Here is a 26,272-nt window from a genome sequence, read left to right as displayed (position 1 = left end):
AATGGTATGCTGTAGATCACACAGCGTCAACAAGCTTCGTGATGAGAGTGCGGCGCACCTGCCGGGGAAGGGAAACACAACCCATGAGCGTGACCGAGGCATACACAGAGGCAACTGCGGAGCACCTGTCGCTTGCGGAGCGCGCCTATCAGGAACTCCGGGACCGGCTGATCATGCTTGACATCCGCCCCGGTGAACCGATCAACGATGGGCAGCTTGCGGCCCAACTGGGAATCGGACGCACCCCCGTTCGAGAGGCGCTCAAGCGGCTGGAAACGGACCACATGGTGATCTCCTACCCGCGTAGGGGCACCTTCGCCACGATTGTGGACATCACTGCCCTGGCGGATGTTTCCGAGCTCCGCCGCGTCCTTGAACCGTTAGCCGCCCGCAAGGCGGCACTTGGTGCCAACTCCCGCTCGCGGCAAGAGCTGTTCGCCTTGGCGGATGAAATCCAGCGCCTCGATGAGGCCGGCCCGGGCAACACTTCGGACCTGATGCGGTATGACCTGAATGTCCATCGGATCATCTATCGCACAGCCGGAAACCCGCACCTTGAAGACACCCTGATCCGACTGGACAACCTTGCCACGCGGATCTGGTGCCTGGTCCTGGACAAGGTCCCGACCGTCGCTGGGCACGTCTCGGAACACGTCGAGCTTCTTAGGTCTATCGGCAACGGCGACGCGGATCAGGCGTCGGAACTTGCCCTGGAGCACATCACCAGTTTTGAGAAGACAATCCGCACAGTCCTGTAAAGCCGTAGGCGATGGGCCGCTTCCGCCTAGCCGGCCGGTGATTGTTACGGGTCCTCGCACCCGGCAAAAGAAATACCTTGACCGTGACCCACGGCACATCTACTCTGATGCAACAACGTTGCGCAGGATGCAACGCTTCCTATGCCTTACCGGAACTTTCGTTATACCCATTTCAAAGGAGAAATCATGACGCTGAGCCCTTCTATCCTCAACGTTTCCGACCTCGAACGTCTGAAGGTTCTACACAACGGAACCAAGCAGCCCCTCACCTTCTCGGACGCTGAGTTCGAACGCCGCTTGGCCGGCCTGCGCCAGATTATGACCGCAAAAGAGCTCGACGCCGTCATCCTCACCAGCTACCACGGCATCAAGTACTACTCGGACTTCCTATACACGACGTTCGGCCGTAACTACGCACTGGTTGTCACCGCCGATGACTCGGTTACGGTGACCGCCAACATCGATGCCGGCATGCCGTGGCGCACCAGTTACGGCGAGAACATCGTCTACACGGACTGGAAGCGGGACAACTTCTACTTCGGTCTGCAGGAAGCCCTGCGCGAGCGTGGAGTCAGCGCCCGGCGTATCGGCGTCGAGGATGATGCGCTGCCGCTGATGACCCGCCAGCGCATTCAGGCCGCTTTCGACGGCGCCGAACTGCTGGACGTTTCCCAAGACGCGATGCGCCAGCGCATGATCAAGTCGGCCGAGGAAATCGAGGTCATTAAGCACGGTGCCCGGATCGGTGACCTGGGCGGCGAAGCCATCAAGGCCGCAATCCGCGAGGGCATCAGCGAATACGAGGTCGCGCTGATCGGCACCGAAGCCATGGTGCACGAGATCGCACGCACCTTCCCGCACCGCGAAGTACGCGACACCTGGGTGTGGTTCCAGTCCGGCATCAATACCGACGGCGCCCACAACTGGGCGACCACCCGCCAGCTGCAGCGCGGCGACATCCTGTCGCTGAACTGCTTCCCGATGACCTCCGGCTACTACACCGCCCTGGAGCGCACCCTGTTCCTCGGTCAGCCGGACGACCGCAGCCTGGAACTGTGGAACATCAACGTCGAGGTGCACCGCCGCGGGCTCGAACTCATCAAGCCCGGCGCCGTGTGCAAGGACATCGCCGCCGAGCTCAATGAGATCTTCATCAGCCATGGACTGCTCGCCAACCGCACGTTCGGGTACGGCCACTCGTTCGGCGTCCTCTCCCACTACTACGGGCGTGAAGCGGGCCTTGAGCTCCGCGAGGACATCGACACCATCCTCGAACCCGGCATGGTTGTCTCCATGGAGCCCATGATCACCGTGGCTGACGGCGAACCAGGTGCCGGCGGGTACCGCGAACACGACATCCTCGTGGTTGGCGAAGACGGGGCCGAAAACATCACCAAGTTCGGCTTCGGCCCCGAGCACAACATCATCGACGCGTAAGCCGGTGATGACGGCGGCGGCGCCCCCTTTCCGGCGTCGGCGCCGCCGCCAGACCCTCCACCTTTTGCCAACTAGCAGGAGAACGCACATGGCGCGCACCAGCGTGTATATGGAAGAACTCGACGCTTTTACCTACTCCGAAAAGATCAGCGCCGAGGATGGAATCGTCCTCATCCCCGCGGGCGCGATCGAGCAGCATGGACCACATATGCCGCTGAACGTTGATGTTCTGCTCTCCCGTGCGATGGCCGGGGCCGTCGCCGAGCAGATTGGTGCGATTGTGGCTGCGCCCATCATGTACGGCTACAAGTCACAGCAGCGCTCGGGCGGCGGCAACCACCTACCCGGAACCACCAGCCTCGACGGCGCCACTGTTGCCGCCATCGCCAAGTCACTCACCCTTGAGCTGGCACGCCATGGAGCGCGCCGGATCGTTTTCGTGAACGGCCACTTCGAGAACTACCAGTTCCTCTACGAAGGCGTGGACCTTGCCATCCGGGAGCTGCAGCTGGCCGGCATGGACGACCGCCGGGTCATGCTGCTCTCCTACTGGGACTTCATTGACGACACAACAATCAGCGAACTCTACCCGGAAGGTTTCGGCGGTTGGGATGTCGAGCACGGCGGTGTGCTGGAGACGTCCCTGATGCTGCACCTCTACCCCGAACGGGTCGACATGGGAAAGGTCGAGGATTTTTCCCCTGCCGTCCTGCCTAATTACGACCTGCTACCAGTCCGTCCCGAGCTCACTCCCGGCTCCGGATGTCTATCCTCCGCCGCAAACGCCTCTGCGGGCAAGGGAGAAATCCTACTGAAAAGGGCATCGAGCAGCATGGCTGACGCGATTTCCCATGAGTTCAAAGGCGATCAACGATGATCACTAACAAGCAAGCGGCTGCAACCACGGTGCCCAACGAGGACGCACCACTGGGAATGGGGGAGGCGGTGGAGACACCGGTTCAGAAGAAGCGGAGGGCGGTTGACGATACAGCGATCAAGTGGCTGGCGGCGGTTCTCGTGGTAGCCATCCTTGTCGGAACCATCGCCGCCCCCGACGCGGCGGCCGGAGCCATCGGTGCCGCCCGCACCTTCGTCACCGAATACTTCACCTGGTTCTTCGTGCTCTTCTCTGTTCTCGCCCTGGCGGTCTGCGCCTGGCTCGCATTCGGCCGTTACGGCCGGATTCGGCTGGGCGGCGCAGGCGCCAAGCCGGACTACAGCAAGTTCGCCTGGTACTCGATGCTCTTCGCATGCGGCCAGGGCATCGGGCTGATCTTCTGGTCCGTTGCCGAACCGATCATGCTCAAGGAGGAGAGCCCGCTGTTCACCGGTGTCGACGCCGGTGTGGCCCAGGATGGTTCCATGGCGTGGTCCTACTTCCACTGGGGGCTGACTGCATGGGCGATGTACTGCATCGTCGCGATCTGCCTCGCCTACTCGCACTACAACCTCGGCAAGAAGTTGACCTTCCGGGACGCCGTCGTTGACTTCTTCCCGGTGAAATCCCGGCGCAGCATCGGCGTCGCGGTCGAGGTCCTCGCCATCCTAGCCTGCGTGCTGGGCCTGGCCACCTCGTTCGGGTTCGCCACTCTCCAGTTCACCTTCGGTCTCACCTCCTTCACCCCCATCACCGGCGGGATGCCCGTGTGGATCGCCGTCGTGGTGGTTTTCGCTACCCTTACCGCCGTCTCCGTCTACTTCGGCATCAGCAAAGGCATGAAGCGCATCAGCGAGCTGAACTCAATTCTCAGCATCGTGCTGGTCGGCGCGGTCCTGCTCTTCGGCCCTGCGGTCTACCTGCTGTCCTCCGTGCTGCAGACCTTCGGCGTATACTTCCAGAACTTTCTGGCAATGAGTCTGTGGTCGGAGTCCGACGTCGCGGGCGCCGGCATCGGCAGCTGGCAGGACAGCTGGAATGGATGGTGGACCGTCTTCATCTGGTGCTGGGTCATCGCATTCTCCGCCTTCGTTGGCCCGTTCATCGCCCGGATTTCGCGGGGCAGGACCATCCGCGAGTTCGTCATTGGAGTCACGGTCATCCCATCCGTCATCGTGATGCTGTGGATCGGCGTACTCGGCGGCGCAGCGCACTTTTATGACAATGCCAGCGCCGGCGCCATTTCAGGACAGATCGCCGAAAGCACCGAGAGCGGGCTCTTTGCGATGCTCGACTTCGTGCCAGTCGTCGGCACGATTCTGATGGTTGTATCAACCATTCTGGTGGCCACGTACTACATCACATCGCTGGACTCGGGAGTCCACGCGCTTTCGGGGTTCGTCTCCTCGGCCAAGAGCCCCAGCAAGTGGTTCCGCGTGCTGCTGGTGGGGGCAATTGCGGCGGTCACCGTAGCGCTCCTGGTCCTTGGCGGGGTCTCAGTCATCGGGACGGTCCAGACCGGCACGATCATCGGCGCCTTCCCACTGGCGTTCATCCTGATCATCATGGTCATCAACTTCATCAAGCGCCTCCGGAGCGGCGGGACCATGACGGCACCTCTTGCTCCACCGGCCCTCGGGATCTCCCAGAACGAGAAGGAATCACCGACACCCGAGCTGGTGGCTTCAGACCGCGGTGCACATTTGAACTAATACCCCAACCGTTCCTGCCGGCGGCGTCACCCAGACGGGTGGCGCCGCCGGCGTTTCATGCCGAACAGGCCGTGATAGGGAATGATGAAAGACACTATGACAGCGCAACCAGAATCCAGGGACAGCAAAGGCGCCTCAGTCATCTCTAATGTGATCGACGTGCTGCGTTGCTTCAGCATCGAAGAACCACTGCAGGGAGTAACAGAGATCGCGGTACAGGTGGGCCTGCACAAGAGTACGGTCTCACGAATCCTCGCGACGCTCGAAAACGAGAACATCGTCGAACGCGACCCGCTCTCCCGCCGTTTCCGCCTCGGACTGGGGATCATCACGCTCGCCGGTCCGCTCCTCGCGGATCTGGATGCCAGGAAAGTCGCGCATCCGGTACTCGATGATCTGAGCCGGCAAACCGGCGAAACTTCTGCCCTGGTGCTGTGGAACGGCACGGAGTCGATCACTGTGGAGCAAGTGGTCAGCAGGAACAATGTTAAACACACCTCCCCCCTCGGCACCAGCTACAGCACCGCACTGAGCGCCAGCGTTCAGGTCTTCCTCGCCCTGGAGGAAGAGGACCGTGTGCGGCAGCTTCTCGGCAGCGGGACAATTCAGCACCCCTCCCCCGACAGCGAGCAACTGGGCGCGTATCTCACCCGGCTCCGGGACGTGCGCAGCCTCGGCTATGCAGTCAACTTCGGTGAAACGTCGGTGGAGGAAGTTGGCATCGCCGTGCCGGTTCGGGACCACCGCGGGGATGTGGCTGCGGCCGTGCTCATCTCAGCTCCGCGGTTTCGCGTGAACGAGCAGCAACTCGACACCCTCGTGGCGGCCTGTGTCCTAGCAGCGAAGGACATCACCCACAGGCTCGGCGGCCGCGCATCCTCTTCCCGCTGAAACGAGCAATCACGATCCAACGACGACGGCCGTCACCTTCCTGGGGAAGATGACGGCCGTCGTCGTACTGGTGTGCGAACCTAGAGCGCCGCGTAGACCTCGCGCAACAGGCGGGCAGTCTCGGACGGGGTCTTCCCCACCTTGACGCCGGCGGCCTCGAGGGCCTCCTTCTTCGCCTGGGCAGTACCGGCCGAGCCGGACACGATCGCGCCCGCGTGGCCCATGGTTTTACCCTCGGGCGCAGTGAAGCCGGCAACGTAGCCCACAACCGGCTTGGTCACGTTGGCTTTGATGAACTCGGCTGCGCGCTCTTCGGCGTCGCCGCCAATCTCGCCGATCATGACGATCGCCTTGGTCTCGGGATCCGCCTCGAACGCCTCAAGGGCATCGATGTGCGTGGTGCCGATGACCGGGTCTCCGCCGATGCCGATTGCGGTGGAGAAACCGAGATCGCGCAGTTCGAACATCATCTGGTAGGTCAGGGTGCCGGATTTCGAGACCAGTCCTACACCGCCCTTGCCGGTGATGTTCGCGGGAGTGATACCAACCAGTGCTTCCCCGGGGGTGATGATGCCGGGGCAGTTGGGGCCGATAATCCGGGTGATCTGCTTGCCGTTCTCGTCCACGCGGGACTGCGCCAGCGCCCAGAACTCCGCGGAGTCCTGCACGGGAACACCCTCGGTGATGATGACGACCAGGCCGATACCGGCATCGATCGCTTCAACGACTGCGTCCTTGGTGAATGCCGGCGGCACGAAAATGATGGAGACGTCAGCGCCGGTCTCGGCGATCGCTTCCTTCACGGTGCCGAAAACGGGGAGGGTAGTTTCGCCGTGAGTGACGGTGGTTCCGGCCTTGCGGGCGTTGACGCCACCGACCACCTGCGTGCCGGCTTTCAGCATCAACGCGGTGTGCTTGGTGCCTTCGCCGCCGGTGATGCCCTGGACGATCACCTTGGAGTCTTTGTTCAGAAAGATAGACATGTGAAGTTCCTTAGTCCTGGAGTCGCGACCGGTCAGCGAGCGGCGTGAGCCAGCTCGGCGGCCTTGTCTGCGCCTTCGTCCATGGTGTCGGCGAGAGTGACCATCGGGTGGTTTGCCTCGGCGAGGATACGGCGGCCTTCTTCGACGTTGTTGCCGTCGAGGCGCACCACGAGTGGCTTGTTCTCCTTGTCGCCAAGGATTTCCAGCGCCTTAACGATGCCGTTGGCCACGGCGTCACACGCGGTGATGCCGCCGAAGACGTTCACGAATACGCTTTTAACCTGCTCGTCATTCAGGATGACGTCCAGACCTGCAGCCATGACCTCGGCAGAGGCTCCACCGCCAATATCCAGGAAGTTGGCGGGCTTGACGTTACCGTGGGCCTCGCCTGCGTAGGCAACAACGTCCAGCGTGGACATCACCAGCCCGGCTCCGTTACCGATGATGCCGACCTCGCCGTCGAGCTTGACGTAGTTGAGGTCATTTTCCTTGGCCTTGGCCTCCAGCGGATCGGTGGAGTCCTTGTCCTCGAGCTCAGCGTGACCCTTCTGGCGGAAGTCAGCGTTCTCATCGAGGGTGACCTTGCCGTCCAGGGCAAGGATTTCACCCGATCCGGTCTTCACCAGCGGGTTCACCTCAACCAGGGTGGCATCTTCCTTGGTGAAGACATCCCACAGTTTCAGGATGGTGTTCGCCACGCCTTCCCGGAGCTCGGGTGCAAACCCGGCGGCATCGATGATCTCATCGGCCTTCGCGCGGTCAATACCGGTGCCCGGATCAATGGCGATCCGCGCCAGCGCTTCGGGCCGCTCAACGGCGAGCTGCTCGATTTCCACGCCGCCCTCAACGGAGCACATGGCAAGGTAGTTCCGGTTTGCCCGGTCCAACAGCACGGAGAAGTAATACTCTTCAGCGATGTCTGCGCCCTGGGCGATCATCACCTTGTGGACTGTGTGGCCCTTGATATCCATGCCGAGGATCGCGGATGCGTACTCGTAAGCCTCATCCGGCGTCTTGGCGACCTTGACGCCGCCCGCCTTGCCGCGGCCGCCAACCTTGACCTGCGCCTTGACGACTACGACGCCGCCAATTTTCTCAGCTGCTGCTTTTGCTTCTTCGGGGGTCTGCGCCACGATGCCGGCCAGCACGGGAACGCCGTGAGCCTCAAATAGATCGCGCGCCTGATATTCAAACAGGTCCACTTATCTAGTGTCCTTCTGCGTCGAAGTAGGTTTACACAGGGAACTCTAGTCCCTTGGCTCGGAGCGCCTTTTACAGACTAGCGGTTTCGTGAGTAAGCACACAGTTCTATGAGTTGTAGAAAAGTAACCCTTTCGGTTACCGTTCAGCGCCCTCGTCGGGTGCAATGATTTCGAACGCATCCGCCGACGCGGTGAAGCCGTGGCCGGTTTCTGACTCGACACACACCATGCCCCGGCCCGCGCTGCCGCAGCGGAAACCGTTCAGCTCAACGGCCAAGCCGTCCTCAAGAACCGGCAGGCGTGCGAGCGGGCTCTCTCCACCGTCTGAACCCGGACCCAGCTCCGCCTCCATCAGGGTCATGCCAACCCGGCATCCGCCGTACGCAACTCCCGAAGAGGTGAGCAGAACGGTCCCGCCCTTGAACCCGAGGTTGGTGCCGTGACAGTCGTCGGCGACCTCAGCAGGTTCCGGATAGCGTGCCAGTTCGCAGTACACGGCGGGCACCTCCAGCACAGCGTCATCCCGCTGCCCCCCCGGAGAGCCGGGGATCCACGGGTGAATCGATGATGCCGCCCTGCTCTGTGGTAATGACGCAGTAGGTATTCCGGTTCTCGGTGAGGAAAGCTGCAGTGTCCCCGCCGAAGGTCTGAAGTTCAGACGCCGGCAGTTCCGGCATGGCGGCAAGTTCCTGCTGCGGGGCCAGCTCGGGCACGGAATCCGGTGCCGGATCTCTGACCGGCACTTCCACGCACCCGCTCAGAAGCGCGCTGCCGAGGAACACCAAACCGACGACGGCGGCACGCGCCCGGGCGCGCCGCTGCACTCCCCCTCCGGCCAGCTTCACCGCCTGTGCTACCCGACCTTGGTCAGCGGAGCGTACCGGAGCAGCAGTCGCTTCTCCCCGATGTCGAACCGCACCTTGGCCACCATTTTGTCTCCGCCGCCTTCCACCGCAAGGACGGTGCCGTTGCCGAAGGTCGTGTGATTAACCTTGTCTCCCGCAGAGACGGCGACAACCTCCTTCTGGGGCTGCACCCTGCCGGCCGCCTTTCCGGGCAGCCCGCGACCGGACTCGCTACCAGAGGCTGCGCCCGCACTCCAGTAGGAGCCGCTGAACCGTGGACCGTTGATGCTCTGGCCACCGGTCCATGCCGGCTTCGCAGCGCCCTCCCGCTTCCAGTGGATCAGTTCCTCCGGAACCTCGCCGACGAACTGGCTCGCCGGGTTGTACTGACTCTGCCCCCACAGGCTCCGGACTTCCGAGCGCGTGATATACAGCCGCTTCCTCGCCCGGGTGAGACCTACGTAGGCGAGCCGGCGCTCCTCCGCAAGTTCCTTCGGGTCTGTCGCGGAACGCTGGTGCGGGAAAATTCCCTGTTCCATTCCGGTCAGGAAAACCACCGGGAATTCGAGTCCCTTGGCGGTGTGCAACGTCATCAGGGTCACGACGCCCTGCCGCCGGGCTTCCTCCACCGCCTTCTCCACGTCCTCCCCGGCACCGGCCGGTGCATCGGGAATCTGGTCCGCATCCGCCACCAGCGACACCTGCTCAAGGAAATCGCCCAGGGTCCCCTCCGGGTTGCCGGTCTCGTATTCACGGACCACCGCAACAAGCTCGGCAAGGTTCTCCACCCGGGACTCGTCCTGTGGATCCGTGCTCGTTCGCAATTGCGCGAGGTACCCCGTCTGCTCAAGGACCGCTTCCAGAGCCGCCGAAGCACCCGATCCCGAGGCGACCTCTGCCAGGTCATCGATGAGCTTCACGAATGACGCAACGGCGTTAACCGAGCGCGTTGCCATGCCCGGAGCCTCATCCGCCCGCCGAAGGGCTTCCATGAAACTTGTGCGGTCGCGTTCGGCGAGCGCGGCAATGGCGTATTCCGCCCGGTCTCCGATGCCGCGCTTCGGTTCGTTGAGGATGCGGCGGAGGTTGACGACGTCGTCCTGGTTGGCCAGCACACGCAGGTAGGCCAGCGCGTCCTTGATCTCCTTGCGCTCGTAGAAGCGGGTGCCGCCAACCACTTTGTAGGGCAGGCCTACCCGCATCAGGATTTCCTCGATGGAGCGGGACTGCGCGTTGGTCCGGTAGAACACAGCGACGTCTCCGGGACGCAGGTTTTCCTCGTCCTGGAGCCGGTCGATCTCGTCCGCTATGAAGCGTGCTTCCTCGTGTTCATTTTCACCGACATAGCCGATGATCTTCTCGCCGCTGCCCTCGGCCGTCCAGAGCCGTTTCGCCGGCCGGTTCGGGTTGCGGGAGATGACTGCGTTGGCCGCATTGAGAATGTTCTGCGTGGAACGGTAGTTCTGCTCCAGCAGGATGGTACGCGCATTCGGGTAGTCCTTCTCGAACTCCACGATGTTCCGCACATCCGCGCCACGGAAGGCATAGATGGACTGGTCGGAATCGCCCACCACCGTCAGCTCGGCAGGCTCCTCGACGTTCTCCCCCGCGACTCCCACAATCTCGCGGACCAACGCATACTGGGCGTGGTTGGTGTCCTGGTATTCATCCACGAGCACGTGGCGGAACCGCCTGCGATAGTAATCAGCCACCCCGGGGAAGGCCCGGAACATGTAGACCGTCTGAGCGATCAGGTCATCGAAGTCCATGGCGTTGGCCTGGCGGAGCCGCTGGGCATACCCCTTGTAGACCTCAGCAACAGCCTGCTCAAACGGATCGGAAGAGTTGGCGGTGGAGGCGTACTCTTCCTCGTCGATCAGCTCGTTCTTCAAAGCAGAGATCTTGTGCTGAATCGCCTTCGGTGCGAAACGCTTGGGATCGAGGTCCAGTCCCTTGGCCACCAGGGTGATGAGGCGAAGGGTGTCCGCCGAATCATAGATGGAGAAGTTCGAGTTCAAGCCGATGGACGCTGCCTCGCGGCGCAGGATCCGCACGCATGAGGAGTGGAACGTTGAGATCCACATGCGCTTGGCAACCTCACCCACCAGCCCTTCGATGCGCTCACGCATCTCCGCAGCAGCCTTGTTGGTGAACGTGATGGCGAGGATCTGGCCGGCATGGGACCTGCCCGTGGCCATCAGGAACGCGATCCGGTGACTGAGCACGCGGGTCTTTCCGGAGCCGGCTCCAGCAACGATCAGCAGGGGTGAACCGCTGTGCTTCACCGCCTCCTCCTGTTGCGGGTTCATACCCTCGAGCAGTTCGCGGGCACGCGCTTCATCGACGTGCCCGCCGCGTCGCGGATGCTCCGCCGGATCAGAGGAGGAGGACGACGGCGCGCCGCGCCTTTCTGCGGCAGGTGTGCTGAGGTGCGGGTCAAAAAGCAAGTCCATGGTGCCTTTAAGTCTAGGCGCTGGCACGGACAGAACCTGTCCGCTGCTGGTCCAGGCATGGCTGTGCCCGCCGGGTCGGGGACCCGGCGGGCACATTGTGGACGGATAGGTGTGGTTACTTGGTGGCGGCTTCGCGGTCCTCAGGCTCGATGCCGAGGTCGAGGAGCTTGCCGCTCTTGCGGTCCGCGAGGTATTCCTTCATTTCGCGCTTGATCACCGGCAGGAGCATGTACACGCCGAGCAGGTTCACGAACGCACAGACGAACAACGCCGAGTCAGCAAAGCTGAGCACCTGGCCGAAGGTGAGAACCGTACCGGTCACCGTGAAGAACAGGAAGATGACCTTGTACAGGACCTCCGAGGTCTTGCCGCGGCCGAAGAGGTACTCCCAGGCCTTCAGACCGTAGTAGGACCACGTGATCAGTGTGGAGAACGCGAAGAGCGCGACCGCCACGGCCAGGACAATCGGGAACCAGTCAATGACGGTGGCGAAAGCGTCCGAGGTGAGGATGACGCCGTCGGGAGTGCCTTCACCTGCCTGGACCTGATCAATTCCTGCCTGCAGGCTGGGTGCCCCGGCAATGACGATGGTCAGGGCCGTCATGGTGCAGATGACCACAGTGTCGACGAGCGGCTCGAACATCGCCACGAAACCCTCGCTCACTGGACGGCGGGTCTTGACTGCCGAGTGGGCGATAGGAGCGGAACCCAGACCGGCCTCATTGGAGAAGGCAGCACGCTGGAAGCCGACGATCATGACGCCGACGATGCCGCCGGCCAGGCCCTGCGGGTTGAAGGCGCCTTCGATGATGGCACCGAATGCGGCTGGAACCTGACCGATGTTCACGATGATGACGAACAGGCAGGCAAGGACGTAGATGATGCCCATCGCCGGTACGAGCCTGCTGGTGGTGGCGCCGATGGACTTGATCCCGCCGAGGATGACAGCGCCGACAAGCGCCGCAAGGATAATGCCGAAGATCAGGGCTGCACCCGGGCTGCCGAGGAATCCGTCAGCACCGCCGGTGACTTCCTGCGCCTGGGCGAAGGTCTGGTTGGCCTGGAACATGTTGCCGCCTGCAACACCGAAGATCAGGATCGCAACCGCGAAGATACCGGTGAGGATCTTGGCGGGCCATTTGCCGAACTTCTTGAAGGCAACCGGCAGGTACTTGAATGGCCCGCCGGAGACGGTACCGTCCGGGTGGACCTCGCGGTACTTAACCCCGAGCGTGCACTCAGCGAACTTGGTGCACATGCCGAGCAAGCCGGCCAGGATCATCCAGAAGGTGGCACCGGGCCCGCCCAGCGCCATTGCTGCGCCGACACCGGCAATGTTTCCAAGCCCGACTGTCCCGGACAATGCCGAGGTCAGTGCCTGGAAGTGTGGGACCTCGCCCGGGTCATCCTTGGACGAGTAGCGTCCGCGGATCACCTCGTAGGAAACCTTCAATCCGCGGAACTGGATGAAGCCGAAGTAGATAGTGAAAATGACGGCCGCGGCGATAAGCCACGCGACCACTACCGGAAAACTGACCTCGCCAATGGTGATCGGGACGAAGACAATTGCGGCGAACCACGTTGCGACAGGTTCGAAGACGGCATCAATGGCGTCCTCGATGGCTGCGAGCCATCCCACCTGATCCGCAACGCTAGACATGGGTAATGCTTGGTTTATAGCCATCCGTTAAACAAACCCCACTAGGTGCTGTGATTGCAATCACAGGCAGCTAACGGCGCCCATCTTTATCAAAATGAGATCAAATACAGGGTGGATTTTCAGGAACTGTTGCTGCATGGTAACGGTCTAGCATTGTGGCATGGGCAAAACGAGGGCACAGATCGCACGCAAGCACGGGCCGGCCGCGGCTGGCCTACCGGCGAACCCGGGCGAGCAGCCTCCCCCACCCCGCCATAACGGCAACCTGATCCTCATTCCGGCAGTGGCTGCGGCTCTTTTCCTGTTTTGGTACTTCCATCTTCTGACGCTCTCCCAGATGACCCAGCTCTCCGGTGGGCTGAGCATGCCGGACATGCTCTTCGGTGGATATGATGCCGCCTATATCGACCAGCTGCGTGCCGTCATGGACTCTGCGGCTCTCGGGCAGCTGAGCTACGTGCACAAGACGGCCGGCACGCTCTTCCCGCTGCTTTTTGGACTGGCCTGGCTCCTGCTGGTTCAGCTCAACGTTTCACGGCGATGGCTTCGCTGGCTGCTGTGGAGCCCGGTGCTGCTCTTCGTTGTGGTGGACCTCTGGGAGAACGTCGCGATCGACTCCATTCTTTCCGGGCCCGACGCCGGTTCGGTCGCCCTGGCGTCCGTACTCACCATCGCCCGGTGGGTGCTGTTCGCGTTGAGCTGCGCGGCCGGTTTGACCGCGGTGCTGCTGCCGCGGAGGATGCGGTCACGGAGTTAGGAAGACTGTAAGCTGGTACCGCCTGCGCACCGCCCGGTGCGGTGGCGCACCCGCCTCTGTAGCTCAGTAGGATAGAGCGTCCCTCTCCTAAAGGGAAGGTCGTCGGTTCGATTCCGGCCAGGGGCACAACCGTTGTCCACATGGGTACACCTGCCCATGGCAGAGAATCCCCGCCTGCACTAGCTTGACGGGATGGGGAATCTTTCAACTGTGCCACCACCGTCTCACGTCGTCCGTCTATCACCGGCCGCCTGGTCGCTCGCACTGAGCTCAGCTTCGACAGCACACTCAGGCCATACCGATCCTTCGACTGCGCCTGCGCCGGATGCCGGGTGGGCGGAACTGAACTCCCTCGGATTGGCAACCGGCACCGAATTGTCATCACGCTGGCATACGGCTCTGCAGGAATTCCTCTCGCCCGCGATCCTTCTTCGCCTGTCGGCTGCCTACAACAGCGTGGGAGCCAACAGTGACCTCACGCTCACCGCAGACCGCGGTGTGTGCGTTCACCGCCGCAGCACCGTGGAAACAGACAACGACGGCAGCATCCGTGCACGGGGCCACGAACCGTCCCTTGAGGTAGCTCTCTTCGACGCGGAAAACATCTGGGGCGCAATCAGCCGCGTCCTTCCGCCGCTCCCCGAACTTCGAGCTGATGCGGTGCATGCCCGGACCGATTCCGGTGACACCGTCGTCCACATGCCGCTCACGCCTTCGGAAGCGGCCGCCGTCGTTCCGGAAGAAGCGATCCTGAGCGCAGCGATGACCACGCGGGCCGGGCAGAGCCGGCAGGTCTGGGCGGGCCGATGGTCAGTCAGCGAGAGCACGCTCTATTCGGTGCGCACCACAGACGGCGCTCTGCTCCTGACTCCGCAGCGAGCCGGTCATGTGGCCCGCGAAATCACCTTCGCCCTCGCCGGCGCCTATGAGTTCGTCGCGGGAGCAGCGGCGAGCGCATGAGCCAGCTCCTCGGGATGGACCCGGGCCAGGTTCGTCAGCTTGCCCGTTCCCTCGAGAATGCTGCGGCGCATTTCGAGCTGGTCGGACTGCAGGTCTCCGGGAAGCTCTCGGTCATCGGCTGGCAGGGCGGAGATGCGGACTACTTTCGCGCCGACTGGGCCGGCAGGCACCGCCCCACACTGTTGGGTATCGCTGAGCAGTTGAGGCAGGCCGCCCTCGAGGTTGTGGGTCATGCGGATGCCCAGGAAGGAACGAGTGCCACCGGCGCGGTAGGTCCACCTGCCCCTTCCGCCGCTCAGCCGCTCGCCTCCAGCACCCGGGAAACGAGCGGGGACGACAACGGCAACTGGATCACCGACGGACTGGCGTGGGTCACAGGCGGCGCGGATTGGGTTGTCGACACCACCGCAGACGGAGCCGAGTGGTTCGGGAACCGGGCGGAACTGGGATACGGCAACATCGCGGAATCGTTTCGCGACCTTGTCGATGGCGGCATCCATGCAGGCGGCCTGTTCGATGAGATGCTGGCCGGAAGTCCGCCATCGATCGTGGAATTGTCAGCGTCGGTCGCGTTGGCGGGGAGCAGCCTCGTCGATTTCACTGTCACTGCCGGGACGTTCGGCCAGTGGGCTCCACTGCTGCTCGACGATGGAACGCCCTGGGCCGGAGAGCCGATTCCGGTCAGCGTGTCCCGGGATGGCATGAACCGTGGGCCCTCACAACATCTGGACAGCGTGGTGCCAACAGATCTTGCTGCGCTGGCGTTCCTCACGGCCCAGGCATACGGTGACGCGAGCAATCCATCCACCGCTGACGGTGCTGTCCGAATCACGCGGGTAGAAAACGCCGAGGGTCCCGCCTACATCCTGAGCATTCCAGGAACCCAGTCATGGAATCCTGTTACTTCTGCGATCTCGGCTGACTTGACCGGCAATCTGGTGAGCGCTTCGGGCCAAATGTCGACTGCGGCCGCGACCGTTGCGTTGGCCATGGAACGGGCGGGGATCGAACCCGGCGCGCCGGTGATGCTGTCAGGACATTCGCAGGGCGGAATGATCGCGGCCTCGCTAGCCTCGGACCCTGTGTTCCTGGAGCGGTACAACGTCACCAACGTGATGACGTTCGGCTCACCGGTTGACGGGACGGCCATGCCGTCGAACGTTGATGTCATTTCATTCCAGCATCAGAACGACGTCGTCCCGCGCCTCGATCTTGGAGGTACGAGCGTCAATGGTGCGGTGCCGGAGCAATCCGGTGAACAGGTCACCCTTCCGGACCCGCCCGGCAGCGGCTGGAGCGACGTGGCCGCCAACCACGACTACAACAACTACGCACACTCCATCAGCGAGGCTGAAGACGATCCCGCCAATCGCGCATTCCAGTACGCTCAGTCACCCTCTACTCAGCGATTCCTCACCGGCGACACCTCAGCGGTAGAGTCCTTCGTGATTCCAGTCGGAAGGCGACAACAATGAGACGCATAAGCTCGTTATTTGCTGTGCTGGCTTTGCTGCTCCTCCCAGCCTGTGGTGCATCGTCACCGGCGGACACGTATAGAGAGGCGATCTCCGCAATCGATGGCGTTGAGCGCGTCAGCGTGGAGTGGGCAAGGATCGGTGCCGGCGACTCCACCTCCATCGAGATTGATACAGCGACAAGTGATACCGCCGAGCTGCATCGGATACTCGATGACACGGTGCGCGCCTTCGTCGAGAGTGCCGATCGGCATGAAGAAACAACGCTCAACTACATGGTCTACTCCCAGGATCGCTCCGAATACCTCACCCCGAGCGACCTCGGCTCGGTGATGCGTTCGCTCAGCGATATCCGCGAGCACTACGGCATCGACTAGCAATCCCGGGTACACCCAGCTGAGCGGCTCATCTGAGCCGTAACCGTAACCGATACTGGAACCATGTCCCTTCTCCTTCTGCGTCGGATCGTGCAGCTGCTCGTTGGCCTCTTTCTTTACGGGTTCTCGATCGGCATGATGATCCGCGCCGGCATTGGAGTGTCCCCCTGGGACGTGCTGGGTCAGGGCGTTTCGGTCCAGAGCGGCATACCCTTCGGGCTGACCACGAACCTGATTGGTCTAGCCGTACTGCTGCTCTGGATCCCTATCCGCCAAAGGCCCGGAGTGGGGACAGTACTCAACGTCCTCCTCGTAGGACCGAGCGCTGAAGTGGGCCTCGCCGTCATCCCGCAGCAGACGGTCCTGTGGGTGCAGATTCTCCTGTTTACCGGCGGCCTGGTTCTGCTCGCGGTTGCCACTGGCCTCTACCTTGGGTCGCGCATGGGGCCTGGGCCACGTGACGGGCTGATGACCGGTATGCACAAGCGCTGGGGCTGGCCCATCTGGGCAGTACGGACGGGCATCGAGGTGTCGGTCCTCGCGATCGGCTGGGCTCTGGGCGGAACGGTCGGCGTGGGCACCGTGGCCTTTGCCCTCTTTGTGGGCCCGCTGGTCAACCTCACACTGCCTCGGTTCCACATTCCGGAGAAGCCCGGGGAGCCACGGCTGGACGGTCAGGCTGCACCATCCGGCGCCGCTCCCTAAGAATTCCGCGTCTTAGGGAAACATTGCCTCAGGCTCCGGAGCCGGTCAGCGCTTCCGCCGGCTCGTCCGGCGCGACCGACTTCTGCACAGCGAACTGTGTGCGGTGCAGCTCGTCATACCGCCCGCCGGCGGCGAGCAGTCCCTCATGCGTGCCGCGCTCGGCGATGCGGCCGTCCTCGATGACCAGAATCTGGTCCGCGCTCCGGATGGTGGACAAACGATGGGCGATCACCAGAGCCGTACGGCCGGCGAGCGCCTCAGTGAGTGCGGCCTGAACGGCGGCTTCCGACGTCGAGTCCAGGGCTGCTGTGGCTTCATCCAGGATGACAACGCGCGGCTGGGCGAGCAGCAGCCGCGCAATGGTCATGCGTTGCCTCTCCCCACCGGAAAGCCGGTAACCGCGTTCACCCACCATGGTGTCCAGTTGATCCGGAAGCGACTGGATCAGGGTCTCCAGCCGTGCCCGGCGAACCGCATCCCAGAGCTCCTCATCCCGTGCTTCAGGGCGGGCCAACCTCAGGTTGGAGGCGATTGTCTCGTGGAACAGGTGGCCGTCCTGGGTCACCATGCCAAGGGTATGCCGCAGCGACTCGAACGTGGTTTCCCGGACGTCCTTCCCGCCAATCCGGACAGAGCCGGAATCGACGTCATACAGCCTGGCCAGCAACTGGGCGATAGTGGATTTACCCGCACCGGAGGTACCCACCAGTGCAACGGTCTGCCCGGGCTCAATGCGGAAGCTGACACCGTGCAGCACCTCCTCACCGCCACGGGTGTCCAGCGTTGAGACCTCCTCCAGCGAAGCGAGGGAGACTTTGTCCGCTGACGGGTAGGCGAAGCGGACGTCGTCGAACTCGACTGCAACCGGACCAGCCGGAATCATCTGCGCGTCCGGCTTCTCCTTGATGAGTGGGTCGAGGTCGAGCACCTCGAAGACCCGCTCGAAGCTCACCAGAGCGCTCATGATCTCCACCCGCGCGTTGGCGAGGGATGTCAGCGGCGCGTAAAGGCGGGTGAGCAGCAGCGCCAGCGTCACGACTTCACCGGTATCCAACGCGCCGCCGAGCGCCAGGCTGCCGCCCAATCCGTACACCAGGGCAAGGGCGAGGGCAGAAACAAGCATCAGCGCGGAGAAGAACACGAATTGCAGCATCGCCGTCCGGACACCGATGTCCCGGACCCGTGCAGCGCGGACACGAAACTCTTCGGACTCCTCATCAGGGCGCCCGAAGAGCTTGACCAGCGTGGCGCCGGGGGCGGAGAACCGCTCAGTCATCTGCGTGCTCATGGTCGAGTTGTAGTCAGCGGCCTCGCGCCGGAGGGAAGCCAGCCTGCTGCCCATGCGGCGGGCCGGCAGCAGGAAGATGGGCAGCATGATGATTGCGAGCACGGTGACCAGGACGGACGTGCTCAGCATGACGATCAGGGTAAGAATCAGCGCCACGAGATTACTCACCACGCCGGACAGCGTGCCGCTGAACGCCTGTTGGGCGCCGATCACGTCATTGTTGAGCCTGCTCACCAACGCACCAGTGCGGGTACGCGTGAAGAACGCGATGGGCATTTTCTGAACGTGGTCAAAGACTGCTGTCCGTAGATCGAGGATCACTCCCTCGCCGATCCGTGACGAGTACCAGCGTGTCAGCAGTCCCACGCCGGTGTCAGCTACGGCCACAATCGCAATCACGACGGCGAGCCACACGATGGTCTCTACTGCGGCTTCGGCGATGATCGCGTTAACAACCTGCCCGGCAAGGACCGGCGTGGCAACCGCCAGGAACGCGGATACCACTGACAGCGCGATGAAGAGCACCAGCTTGACCCGGTACGGCACGGCAAAGGACAGGATCCGCTTCAGCGTTTCCCTGGAAAATTTGTTGCTGCCGTTCTTGGCGGAGGAGATCCGGTACAGGGAACTCCAGGCCGCGCCTTCCATGCTCATGGGTGCCTCCAGCTAGTGAACTTCAAGCTTAGGACCCGTTGCGGACACTTTCGGTCCGGGAAACGGCGTCCTCGAGTTGGTGGACGCCGAGGGCGTCATTGACGAGGGGCAGCACCTGTGTACCCAACAGTTCGATGGACTCAAGAACCTGTGCCTGGGGCACAGATGAGAAGTCGAGCTGGAGGATGTGCCGGTCATGGCCCATGGCGGCGTGCGTGAGAACAATCTTCTCCGCCACTTCTTCAGGGGTACCGACATAGAGCGCCCCCGTACGCGCCGCCTGCATGTTGTAAGTGACTCCGCTGGGTTTGGGAAAGCCGCGTTCCGCGGAAATACGGGTCATGCTGTCGAGCCAGTGCGGACGGAAGGCCTCCTTGGCTCCGTCACGGAGGATCAACCCGACGCCGCTGACGCCGACCCGCGGCACGGCTGTCCCCCTCGCGTTGAACTGTTCCCGGTAGAGCGCGGCGTGCTGCGCGAAATTGTCGACGGCACCACCCAGCAGCGCGTAAATGACCGATGTGCCCAGCCGTGCAGCACGCACCGACGACGACGGCGTCCCACCGGTTGCGATCCAAATGTCCAACTGCTCCCGGACCGGTCTCGGCAGGATCAGCGCATCCTGAAGCGGCGGCCGAAAACGGCCGGACCAGGTCAACCGTTCCTCGGCGTTGAGGCGCAGCAGAAGGTCGATCTTTTCCTCATAGAGTGCGTCGTAGTCTTCGAGGGCAGCACCGAACAGCGGGTAGGACTCGATGAAGGAGCCGCGGCCGGCGGTCAGTTCCGCCCGTCCGCCGGAGAGCAGGTCGAGGGTGGCGAACTGCTGGAAGACGCGCACCGGATCCTCGGTGCTGAGTACGGTGACCGCTGATCCCACGTGGATCTGCCGGGTCTGTGCGGCGGCGGCGGCCAGAACCGGCACTACGGAGGACACCGCGTAATCCGGCCGGTGATGTTCTCCGATACCGAAGTAGTGCAGGCCCACCTCATCGGCAAGCCGTGCCCGCTCCAGCAGATCGGCCATCCGTTGTTCGGGTGATACCCGTTCGCCGGTTACCGGGTTCGGGTGGATGTCGCCGAAGCTGAAGATGCCAAGTTCCATACTGGTGTGCAACTCCGGGCCCGGTGCCCCTATTCCGGGTTTGAGCCTGCGACAATACGCTGCGGGTGTGTGTAGCAGTTCAGTGTCTGCCCCCGGCTGAAACCGACAAGCGTGATCCCGGATTCCTCCGCCAGGTCCGCAGCCAACGACGACGGGGCGCTCACGGCCGCGAGGATCGGTATACCGGCAAGGTGCGCCTTCTGGACCAGCTCGAACGAGGCGCGTCCAGAGACCTGCAGAATTGTTCCCCGCAGCGGCAGCAGATCCGAGCGCAGTGCCCAGCCCACCACCTTGTCCACGGCGTTGTGCCTGCCCACGTCCTCACGGAGGCACAGGAGCTCGCCGTCCCGGGAGAACAGTCCCGCCGCGTGGACGCCGCCCGTACGGTCGAAAAGCTTCTGGCTGGTCCGCAGCCGGTCCGGCAGGGAGGCAAGGACCGGCAGATCCACGGTGCCGTCGTCGTCGTGCACGTCGAAGCGGCCCGACTTCCGGACCGCGTCAATGGAGGCTGTTCCACAGATGCCGCAGGAACTGGAGGTATAGACATGGCGTTCCATCGATGTATCCGGCAGCGCTACGTCCGGGCGGAGCTGGGCCTCGACCACGTTGAAGGTCTGCCGGCCCTCCTCGTCCACCCCGGCGCAATAGCGAAGCGCGAGGATTTCACCGGGCTCGGCAACTACGCCTTCGGAGACGAGAAAACCTGCGACCAGATCGAAATCATCGCCCGGGGTGCGCATGGTGACGCTGAAGGCGCGTCCGCCCAGCCTGATCTCCAGGGGTTCCTCACCGGCCAGGCGGTCCTCCCGCCGGCTGACCGTGCCGTCCAGCCGGTAGCGCGTAATCCGCCGCCTGTCCATCACCCGCGTCATCAATTCACCTTTCGGTTGGGCCTGGATTGAGCCTAATGGACGCTTCAACCTTCAGCGACCGGCGCCGCGTGTATCCCACATTCGATGTTCCTGAGCGACAATGGGTCAGGTAGGACCACTCAGCGCTGAGAAGCGGCCTAGAAAGGATGCGCGATGACTCGCTCAAACCCTCCCGTCGAAGAAGCAGACGAGAATGATCTCGATGTCGGTACACCCAAGGAATGGGCGGCCGGATTGCCCGGCGTGTACCACTCCATGCAGCCTGCTTTGAAGCATATGGGTGTCGAACGAAGCGCCCGCACCCTGCTCCGGATGAACCAGAAGCAGGGCTTCGACTGCATGAGCTGCGCCTGGCCGGACCCGTCGGATCACCGCAGCACCTTCGAATACTGCGAGAACGGCGCCAAGGCGGTCACTTGGGAGGCCACACCGGTCACTGTGTCCTCCGAGTTCTGGGCAGAGCATTCCATCACCGAACTGCGCGGACGGTCAGAGTACTGGCTCGGCATGCAGGGCCGGCTGACGGAACCCGTCTACAAGGCGGCCGGTGAGGATCACTACCGGCCCGTCAGCTGGGACAGGGCGATCACGATCATCTCGGACAAGCTGAAGAGCCTCGCCTCCCCCGATGAAGCGGCGTTCTACACGAGCGGGCGCGCGTCCAACGAGGCAGCATTCATCTACCAGCTGTTCATCCGTGCACTGGGCACCAACAACATGCCGGACTGCTCGAACATGTGCCACGAGTCATCCGGCGTTGCCATGGGCCAGACCATCGGGATCGGCAAAGCGACCGTCGCATACAACGACTACCTGAACTGCGACCTGATGATCGTCATCGGCCAGAATCCCGGGACCAACCATCCGCGGATGTTGAGCGCCATGGAGAAGCAGAAGGAAAACGGCGGCCAGATAGTGGCAGTCAACCCGCTGCCCGAGGCCGGCCTGCGCCGGTTCAAGAATCCCCAGAAGCCCAAGGGCGTAGTGGGTCGCGGCACCGATCTTGCCGACCAGTTCCTGCAGATCCGAAGCGGCGGCGACATGGCGCTGCTTCAGGCGGTGTCCAAGCGGGTGCTCGAGGCCGAGGACAGGAACCCCGGCACGGTGCTGGATCATGAATTCATCGCTGAATACTGTGAGGGGCTGGACGAACTACGGGAACACCTGTCGGGTCTTGATGAGGAGACCGTGCTGGAGGCGACGGGGCTGCGTTCTGAAGAGATCGACGAACTGGCCGACCGCTACATCAGGTCCAAGAGGACCATCATTACCTGGGCCATGGGCGTCACGCAGCAGAAGAACGGCGTCGGCACCATCAAGGAAATGATCAACCTGCTGCTGCTGCGCGGCAACATGGGCCGGCCTGGCGCGGGCGCCTCTCCCATCCGCGGACACTCCAATGTGCAGGGCGACCGCACCATGGGCATCTGGGAGCAGATGCCGGACTCGTTCCTGGACGCGCTCGGTAAGGAATTCCGGTTTGAACCACCCCGCGAGCACGGCGTGGACTCCGTCGCGGCGGTCAGGGGAATGCGCGACGGCGACATCAAGTTCTTCCTCGCGCTCGGCGGCAACTTCGTCGCTGCGATGTCGGACACCGCAGCCACCGAAGCGGCCATGCAGAACCTTGAGATGAACGCGCAGATCTCCACCAAGCTGAATCGCTCCCACACGGTTATCAGTGAGGACGCAGAAGCGCTCATCCTTCCCACGCTCGGCCGCACCGAGATCGACATCCAGGCAACCGGCCCGCAGTTCGTCTCCGTCGAGGACACTGTCAGCGCCGTGCACTCCTCTGAAGGCAGGGTAGACCCGGTGGCACCGGGGCTGCTGTCCGAGGTTGCCATCGTGAGCCGGTTGGCACAGGCCACCATCGGTGACCGCATTGACGCTGACTGGCAGGGATTCGAGGACGACTACGACCGCATCCGGGACCACATTGCACACGTGGTTCCAGGGTGTGAGAACTACAACCGGCGGATCCGCGAGAAGGACGGCTTCCTGCTGGCCAACGGGCCGCGTGATTCGCGAAAGTTCAATACCCCCAGCGGCAAGGCGATGATCACCGTCAACGAACTGGACCCGATGGAGTGCCCGCCCGGCCGCTTGATCCTCCAGACCATGCGCTCGCATGACCAGTTCAACACCACCATCTACGGCTACAACGACCGCTACCGCGGAATCAAGAAGGGCCGCCATGTGGTCTTTGTGAATCCCGAGGATCTCGCGGAACTCGGCTTCAAGGACGGCGATCTTGTGGACGTGCACGGCGAGTACCTGGACGGCAAGGACCGCGCGCTGCGCAAGTTCCGGGCGGTTGCGTACCCCACCGCACGCGGCTGTGCTGCGGCGTACTACCCGGAGGCAAACGTCCTGGTTCCGCTGGACGACACCGTGAAGGGCAGCAACACCCCGGTCTCAAAGGGCGTCATCATCCGGCTGGAGCCGGCAGCTGACGGGCCGGCGGGCGGCACCGGCGAGGAGAACGCGCGGGAGAACATGCCGGCTACCGTCTGACCTGCACCGCCCTGCCGCGTTTCAGCTGAACGAGGGAGCTGCTAGCTGAACCACGGCAGGGTGAGTGCCGGTACCTTTTCGTCCGGCTCACAACCATGTTCAGGTACAACGAGGACGCCGTCGGCATCCGCCAGACCGCGCAGCATGCCCGAACGGTGGTGGACTGTGGGCATGGCGCGTCCGTTCTCCAGGCGGTACGGCACCAGCCGAGTGCGCCCTTCCAGCGGCTTGAAGGCCTCACCTGCCAGAACTGAGCGGGACTCCGGGAAGGCGGCTCCCCGCAGACCGGCCAACAGCGGTGCTCCCACCGTGAACAGCGCCATCATCGCGGCGAGCGGGTTGCCGGGCAGGCCCACAAAGAATCGGCCGTCCGGCAGCCGTGCCAGGAGCGTAGGGTGTCCGGGGCGCATGGCGATGCCGTCGATGAGAAGCTCAGCCTCGAGCACAGCCAGCGCGCGGCGGATGTGGTCCGCATCCGAGGAACCGGTGCCGCCGGTGCTGATCAGGACGTCTCCGGAAGCCCTCGCGAGAGAGACTTCATCTGTGGCCTCGGCGCTGATGGCAGCAACGACGTCGTCCAGATCATCACGCGCGCGGGCCACCGTATCCACGTGGCCGCCCAGCATGGTGAGCAGGCCGGGCAACTGCGGGCCGAACGTATCGCGAACCTGGCCCGCCTCGGGCAACCCTGCCTCGATCACTTCATCACCGGTCAACAGCAGGGACACCCGTGGCGCACGGAGAACGGGAAGCGTGTCATACCCGCAGACTGCGGCCAGCGCGATCTGCGCGGGATTGAGCACCGCACCGGCAGCTATGGCCTGCGCTCCCTCTGCCGCTTCCTCACCTGCCGGGCGGATATGTTCGTTCTCGAGCGGCTCGTCGGGGCGGGCACGGTCATTGCGGGTGAGCATGCCATCCCGGATGGCTCCGTGCTCAGAACGAAGAATTCCGGTAGCCCCTCGGGGCACCACGCCGCCTGTAAGGATGAACGTGGCCTGACCGGGTTCCAGCGTGGCGTAACCGGACTTCTTGTGCTCGTGTGCCCGGTGCCAGGGGCTCTCATCCTCCTGAACGGGTGTGATCAGCGTCCACGGCGGCTCGCCGCTGAGCGCCCAGCCGTCCATCGCCGAGGACGCGTAGTGCGGGATGGGCTGCAGCGCCACGACAGGTTCAGCAAGGGTCTGGCCGAGAGCGTCCGCGAGGTTCACGGTCTGTACAGGCTTCGGAGATGCCGATTCATACGCCAGCCGCCGGGCCTCCTGCCAGCTCAACTCGTGCCCTGCACTGCTCATCGGCGGTCTTCCGACCCGGCGACGGGCGGGCACGCCGCATGGGCGGCCTGCAGCGCTGACCGCATGGCCGTTCCGCTGTCTGCCTGCCCGGTCCCGACGGCCATTCCGGCTGCATAACCGGCGATGAACGTGGTGAGCGGCGCTGCGGGTCGAACAACCGAGTGCGCCGCCTGACCGGCCAGCGCCAAAACGGCATCGACATCGACCTCGATGCCCTCAAGTTCAAACGTTTCCAGAAGCTTCTCGCTCCACTGCCTGAGCAGGCGTTCCCGATCCTCCATGGTGAACCTTCCGCTATCTGCCCGCGCCTGGCTCCTCCACCCCGAACTGCCGGGCATCGGACCACGTATCAATGTCAGTGGTTGAGCCCGCGGGAACTTCGACTGGACTCCATGTCACCCTAGCAAGGAGCGCGCGCATAGACAGATTCCTTACTTCCTGCTTTTCCACTGTGGCCAGGTCAGCCCAGCGGTACAGTGCGGCAAGCGGTTGGTCCCTGCCGCCGTCGTGAGCCAGAACCGAGGCGCCCGTTTCAGCGGCGCCTCGCATGAGTGCAGGCAGTGCGTCGCTGATCCGCGGCATGTCGCACGCAAGCACAAGCACCCAGGGCGCGGGATCGGTCATCAGATGTACGACGGCGGCGCTCACCGCCGCTGCCGGCCCCCCGAAGGGCGGGTCTTCCCGTACCAGTTCCGCCCGGGGCGGCAGATCGGGCGCCGGTCCGCCAACAACGACAAGCCGCCGGGCTTCATTCAGAGCGCTGCAGGTTCGTTCCAGAAGGGAGAATCCATCGACGATCAGGGTTGACTTGGGGACCCCTCCGAGCCTTGAGGACCTGCCTCCGGTGAGCACAACGGCGTCGTACATCAACTCGCTGGCGCCACCGACACCGGCGGCAATGCTACCGGCGCCCCGGCCGTCGCGTGTATTGCTCACGCGGCGTTGTCAGCGGGCAGGAATTCGCTCCACTGCGGCAGCGGTTTTTCCAGTTCCCGGATCTGCCAGAACGTCCCCCGGGGCGGCGTAGGCACAATTCGCAGGGACCAACCCAGCGAGGCCAGTGTCTTGTCACCCTTGGCGTTGTTGCAGCGTAGGCAGCAGGCCACCAGATTCTCCCAACTGTCCTCGCCCCCACGCGATCGCGGAACAACGTGATCAATGGTCGAGGCAGGCTTGCCGCAGTAGGCGCACAGGTGGTTGTCACGCCGGAGCACTCCACGGCGGGTCGCGACGGTGCCGCTACGGTAGGGGATCTTCACATACCTGTTGAGGAGGATGACTGATGGCCGCGACAGCACTTCGTTGGGGCCCACTACCGGGTCCTCCCCTTCTGCGACGACGCTGGCCTTGCCCGTAAGAACAAGCACGAGCGCCCGGCGGAAGGTCACGACCGCCAGTGGTTCGTATCCAGCATTCAGAACGAGAGTGCGCATGCACATTCCTCTTTGCCAT

General features: G+C 63.3%; 24 protein-coding genes and 1 tRNA gene. 12 read left to right on the top strand and 13 right to left on the bottom strand.

What is annotated here, in order from left to right:
- The first annotated feature begins 83 nt into the window (after positions 1-83).
- From ACZ2GY_RS02685 to ACZ2GY_RS02665, 5 genes are all read left to right on the top strand, one after another.
- On the top strand, positions 84-758 hold the full coding sequence (locus ACZ2GY_RS02685; protein WP_471672904.1) for a GntR family transcriptional regulator: 675 nt from the start codon (positions 84-86) through the stop codon (positions 756-758).
- Between the two features lie 186 nt (positions 759-944).
- On the top strand, positions 945-2,195 hold the full coding sequence (locus ACZ2GY_RS02680) for a M24 family metallopeptidase (protein WP_346028695.1): 1,251 nt from the start codon (positions 945-947) through the stop codon (positions 2,193-2,195).
- Between the two features lie 88 nt (positions 2,196-2,283).
- A complete protein-coding gene (locus ACZ2GY_RS02675; protein ID WP_346028696.1) occupies positions 2,284-3,072 on the top strand; it encodes a creatininase in 789 nt (262 codons plus the stop codon).
- Positions 3,069-4,784 carry a BCCT family transporter gene (locus ACZ2GY_RS02670; protein ID WP_346028697.1) on the top strand — a complete coding sequence of 572 codons (1,716 nt, stop codon included), beginning with the start codon at positions 3,069-3,071 and terminating at the stop codon, positions 4,782-4,784. Before ACZ2GY_RS02675 ends, ACZ2GY_RS02670 begins: the two co-directional genes overlap by 4 nt.
- 96 nt (positions 4,785-4,880) lie before the next feature.
- The gene (locus ACZ2GY_RS02665; RefSeq protein ID WP_346028698.1) at positions 4,881-5,675 is read left to right on the top strand and encodes an IclR family transcriptional regulator; all 795 of its coding nucleotides are present in this window, start codon (positions 4,881-4,883) and stop codon (positions 5,673-5,675) included.
- Between the two features lie 80 nt (positions 5,676-5,755).
- Here ACZ2GY_RS02665 and sucD read toward each other — a convergent pair whose 3' ends face one another.
- From sucD to ACZ2GY_RS02635, 6 genes are all read right to left on the bottom strand, one after another.
- The gene (gene sucD, locus ACZ2GY_RS02660) at positions 5,756-6,658 is read right to left on the bottom strand and encodes a succinate--CoA ligase subunit alpha (RefSeq protein ID WP_056550075.1); all 903 of its coding nucleotides are present in this window, start codon (positions 6,656-6,658) and stop codon (positions 5,756-5,758) included.
- 32 nt (positions 6,659-6,690) lie between these two features.
- Positions 6,691-7,860 carry an ADP-forming succinate--CoA ligase subunit beta gene (gene sucC, locus ACZ2GY_RS02655; RefSeq protein WP_346028700.1) on the bottom strand — a complete coding sequence of 390 codons (1,170 nt, stop codon included), beginning with the start codon at positions 7,858-7,860 and terminating at the stop codon, positions 6,691-6,693.
- A 136-nt stretch (positions 7,861-7,996) separates the two neighbouring features.
- Complete coding sequence (locus tag ACZ2GY_RS02650) at positions 7,997-8,374, bottom strand: hypothetical protein (RefSeq protein ID WP_471672903.1); 378 nt, start codon at positions 8,372-8,374, stop codon at positions 7,997-7,999.
- Positions 8,375-8,378: 4 nt separating this feature from the next.
- On the bottom strand, positions 8,379-8,705 hold the full coding sequence (locus ACZ2GY_RS02645) for a hypothetical protein (protein WP_471672902.1): 327 nt from the start codon (positions 8,703-8,705) through the stop codon (positions 8,379-8,381).
- A gap of 8 nt (positions 8,706-8,713) precedes the next feature.
- A complete protein-coding gene (pcrA, locus tag ACZ2GY_RS02640; RefSeq protein WP_471672901.1) occupies positions 8,714-11,158 on the bottom strand; it encodes a DNA helicase PcrA in 2,445 nt (814 codons plus the stop codon).
- Between the two features lie 115 nt (positions 11,159-11,273).
- Positions 11,274-12,818: an alanine/glycine:cation symporter family protein gene (locus tag ACZ2GY_RS02635; protein WP_277358950.1), complete on the bottom strand. Its 1,545-nt coding sequence runs from the start codon at positions 12,816-12,818 to the stop codon at positions 11,274-11,276.
- A 160-nt stretch (positions 12,819-12,978) separates the two neighbouring features.
- Between ACZ2GY_RS02635 and ACZ2GY_RS02630 the strand changes: the two genes are divergently transcribed.
- From ACZ2GY_RS02630 to yczE, 6 genes are all read left to right on the top strand, one after another.
- Positions 12,979-13,575 carry a hypothetical protein gene (locus ACZ2GY_RS02630; RefSeq protein ID WP_277358949.1) on the top strand — a complete coding sequence of 199 codons (597 nt, stop codon included), beginning with the start codon at positions 12,979-12,981 and terminating at the stop codon, positions 13,573-13,575.
- A gap of 52 nt (positions 13,576-13,627) precedes the next feature.
- Positions 13,628-13,701, top strand: a tRNA-Arg gene (locus ACZ2GY_RS02625).
- 84 nt (positions 13,702-13,785) lie between these two features.
- A complete protein-coding gene (locus ACZ2GY_RS02620) occupies positions 13,786-14,535 on the top strand; it encodes a hypothetical protein (RefSeq protein WP_346028704.1) in 750 nt (249 codons plus the stop codon).
- The gene (locus ACZ2GY_RS02615; RefSeq protein WP_471672900.1) at positions 14,532-16,010 is read left to right on the top strand and encodes a PGAP1-like alpha/beta domain-containing protein; all 1,479 of its coding nucleotides are present in this window, start codon (positions 14,532-14,534) and stop codon (positions 16,008-16,010) included. Before ACZ2GY_RS02620 ends, ACZ2GY_RS02615 begins: the two co-directional genes overlap by 4 nt.
- Entirely contained in the window at positions 16,007-16,387 is a 381-nt protein-coding gene (locus tag ACZ2GY_RS02610) for a hypothetical protein (RefSeq protein WP_277358946.1), read from the top strand. Before ACZ2GY_RS02615 ends, ACZ2GY_RS02610 begins: the two co-directional genes overlap by 4 nt.
- A 63-nt stretch (positions 16,388-16,450) precedes the next feature.
- On the top strand, positions 16,451-17,092 hold the full coding sequence (gene yczE, locus ACZ2GY_RS02605; RefSeq protein WP_471672899.1) for a membrane protein YczE: 642 nt from the start codon (positions 16,451-16,453) through the stop codon (positions 17,090-17,092).
- 28 nt (positions 17,093-17,120) lie between these two features.
- On the opposite strand, the gene ACZ2GY_RS02600 is transcribed toward yczE, so the two are convergent.
- Genes ACZ2GY_RS02600 through fdhD form a run of 3 tightly spaced genes read right to left on the bottom strand, consistent with a single transcriptional unit; the run spans position 17,121 to position 21,008 of the window.
- Positions 17,121-19,034, bottom strand: a complete 1,914-nt coding sequence (locus ACZ2GY_RS02600) for an ABC transporter ATP-binding protein (protein WP_471672898.1) — start codon at positions 19,032-19,034, stop codon at positions 17,121-17,123.
- 28 nt (positions 19,035-19,062) lie between these two features.
- Positions 19,063-20,136: an LLM class flavin-dependent oxidoreductase gene (locus ACZ2GY_RS02595; protein WP_471672897.1), complete on the bottom strand. Its 1,074-nt coding sequence runs from the start codon at positions 20,134-20,136 to the stop codon at positions 19,063-19,065.
- A gap of 29 nt (positions 20,137-20,165) precedes the next feature.
- A complete protein-coding gene (gene fdhD, locus ACZ2GY_RS02590) occupies positions 20,166-21,008 on the bottom strand; it encodes a formate dehydrogenase accessory sulfurtransferase FdhD (RefSeq protein WP_056550040.1) in 843 nt (280 codons plus the stop codon).
- Between the two features lie 153 nt (positions 21,009-21,161).
- On the opposite strand from fdhD, the gene ACZ2GY_RS02585 reads away from it, so the two are divergent.
- The gene (locus ACZ2GY_RS02585; RefSeq protein WP_471672896.1) at positions 21,162-23,525 is read left to right on the top strand and encodes an FdhF/YdeP family oxidoreductase; all 2,364 of its coding nucleotides are present in this window, start codon (positions 21,162-21,164) and stop codon (positions 23,523-23,525) included.
- Between the two features lie 41 nt (positions 23,526-23,566).
- Here ACZ2GY_RS02585 and ACZ2GY_RS02580 read toward each other — a convergent pair whose 3' ends face one another.
- From ACZ2GY_RS02580 to ACZ2GY_RS02565, 4 genes are read right to left on the bottom strand one after another with little or no spacing between them, the layout of a single operon-like run.
- Positions 23,567-24,820 (bottom strand): molybdopterin molybdotransferase MoeA, encoded by a 1,254-nt coding sequence (locus tag ACZ2GY_RS02580; RefSeq protein WP_056550034.1) that lies wholly within the window; start codon positions 24,818-24,820, stop codon positions 23,567-23,569.
- The gene (locus tag ACZ2GY_RS02575) at positions 24,817-25,101 is read right to left on the bottom strand and encodes a DUF6457 domain-containing protein (RefSeq protein ID WP_471672895.1); all 285 of its coding nucleotides are present in this window, start codon (positions 25,099-25,101) and stop codon (positions 24,817-24,819) included. The genes ACZ2GY_RS02580 and ACZ2GY_RS02575 overlap by 4 nt, the downstream gene beginning before the upstream one ends.
- Before the next feature lie 13 nt (positions 25,102-25,114).
- Entirely contained in the window at positions 25,115-25,756 is a 642-nt protein-coding gene (mobA, locus tag ACZ2GY_RS02570) for a molybdenum cofactor guanylyltransferase (RefSeq protein WP_277358939.1), read from the bottom strand.
- Positions 25,753-26,253 (bottom strand): HNH endonuclease, encoded by a 501-nt coding sequence (locus ACZ2GY_RS02565; protein ID WP_346028711.1) that lies wholly within the window; start codon positions 26,251-26,253, stop codon positions 25,753-25,755. The genes mobA and ACZ2GY_RS02565 overlap by 4 nt, the downstream gene beginning before the upstream one ends.
- Positions 26,254-26,272: the final 19 nt, after the last annotated feature.

The sequence above is a fragment of the Arthrobacter sp. KKT183 genome (assembly GCF_055657625.1).
The sequence above is the reverse complement of the archived record's forward strand: the minus strand, read 5'-3'. Positions and strand labels throughout refer to the sequence as shown.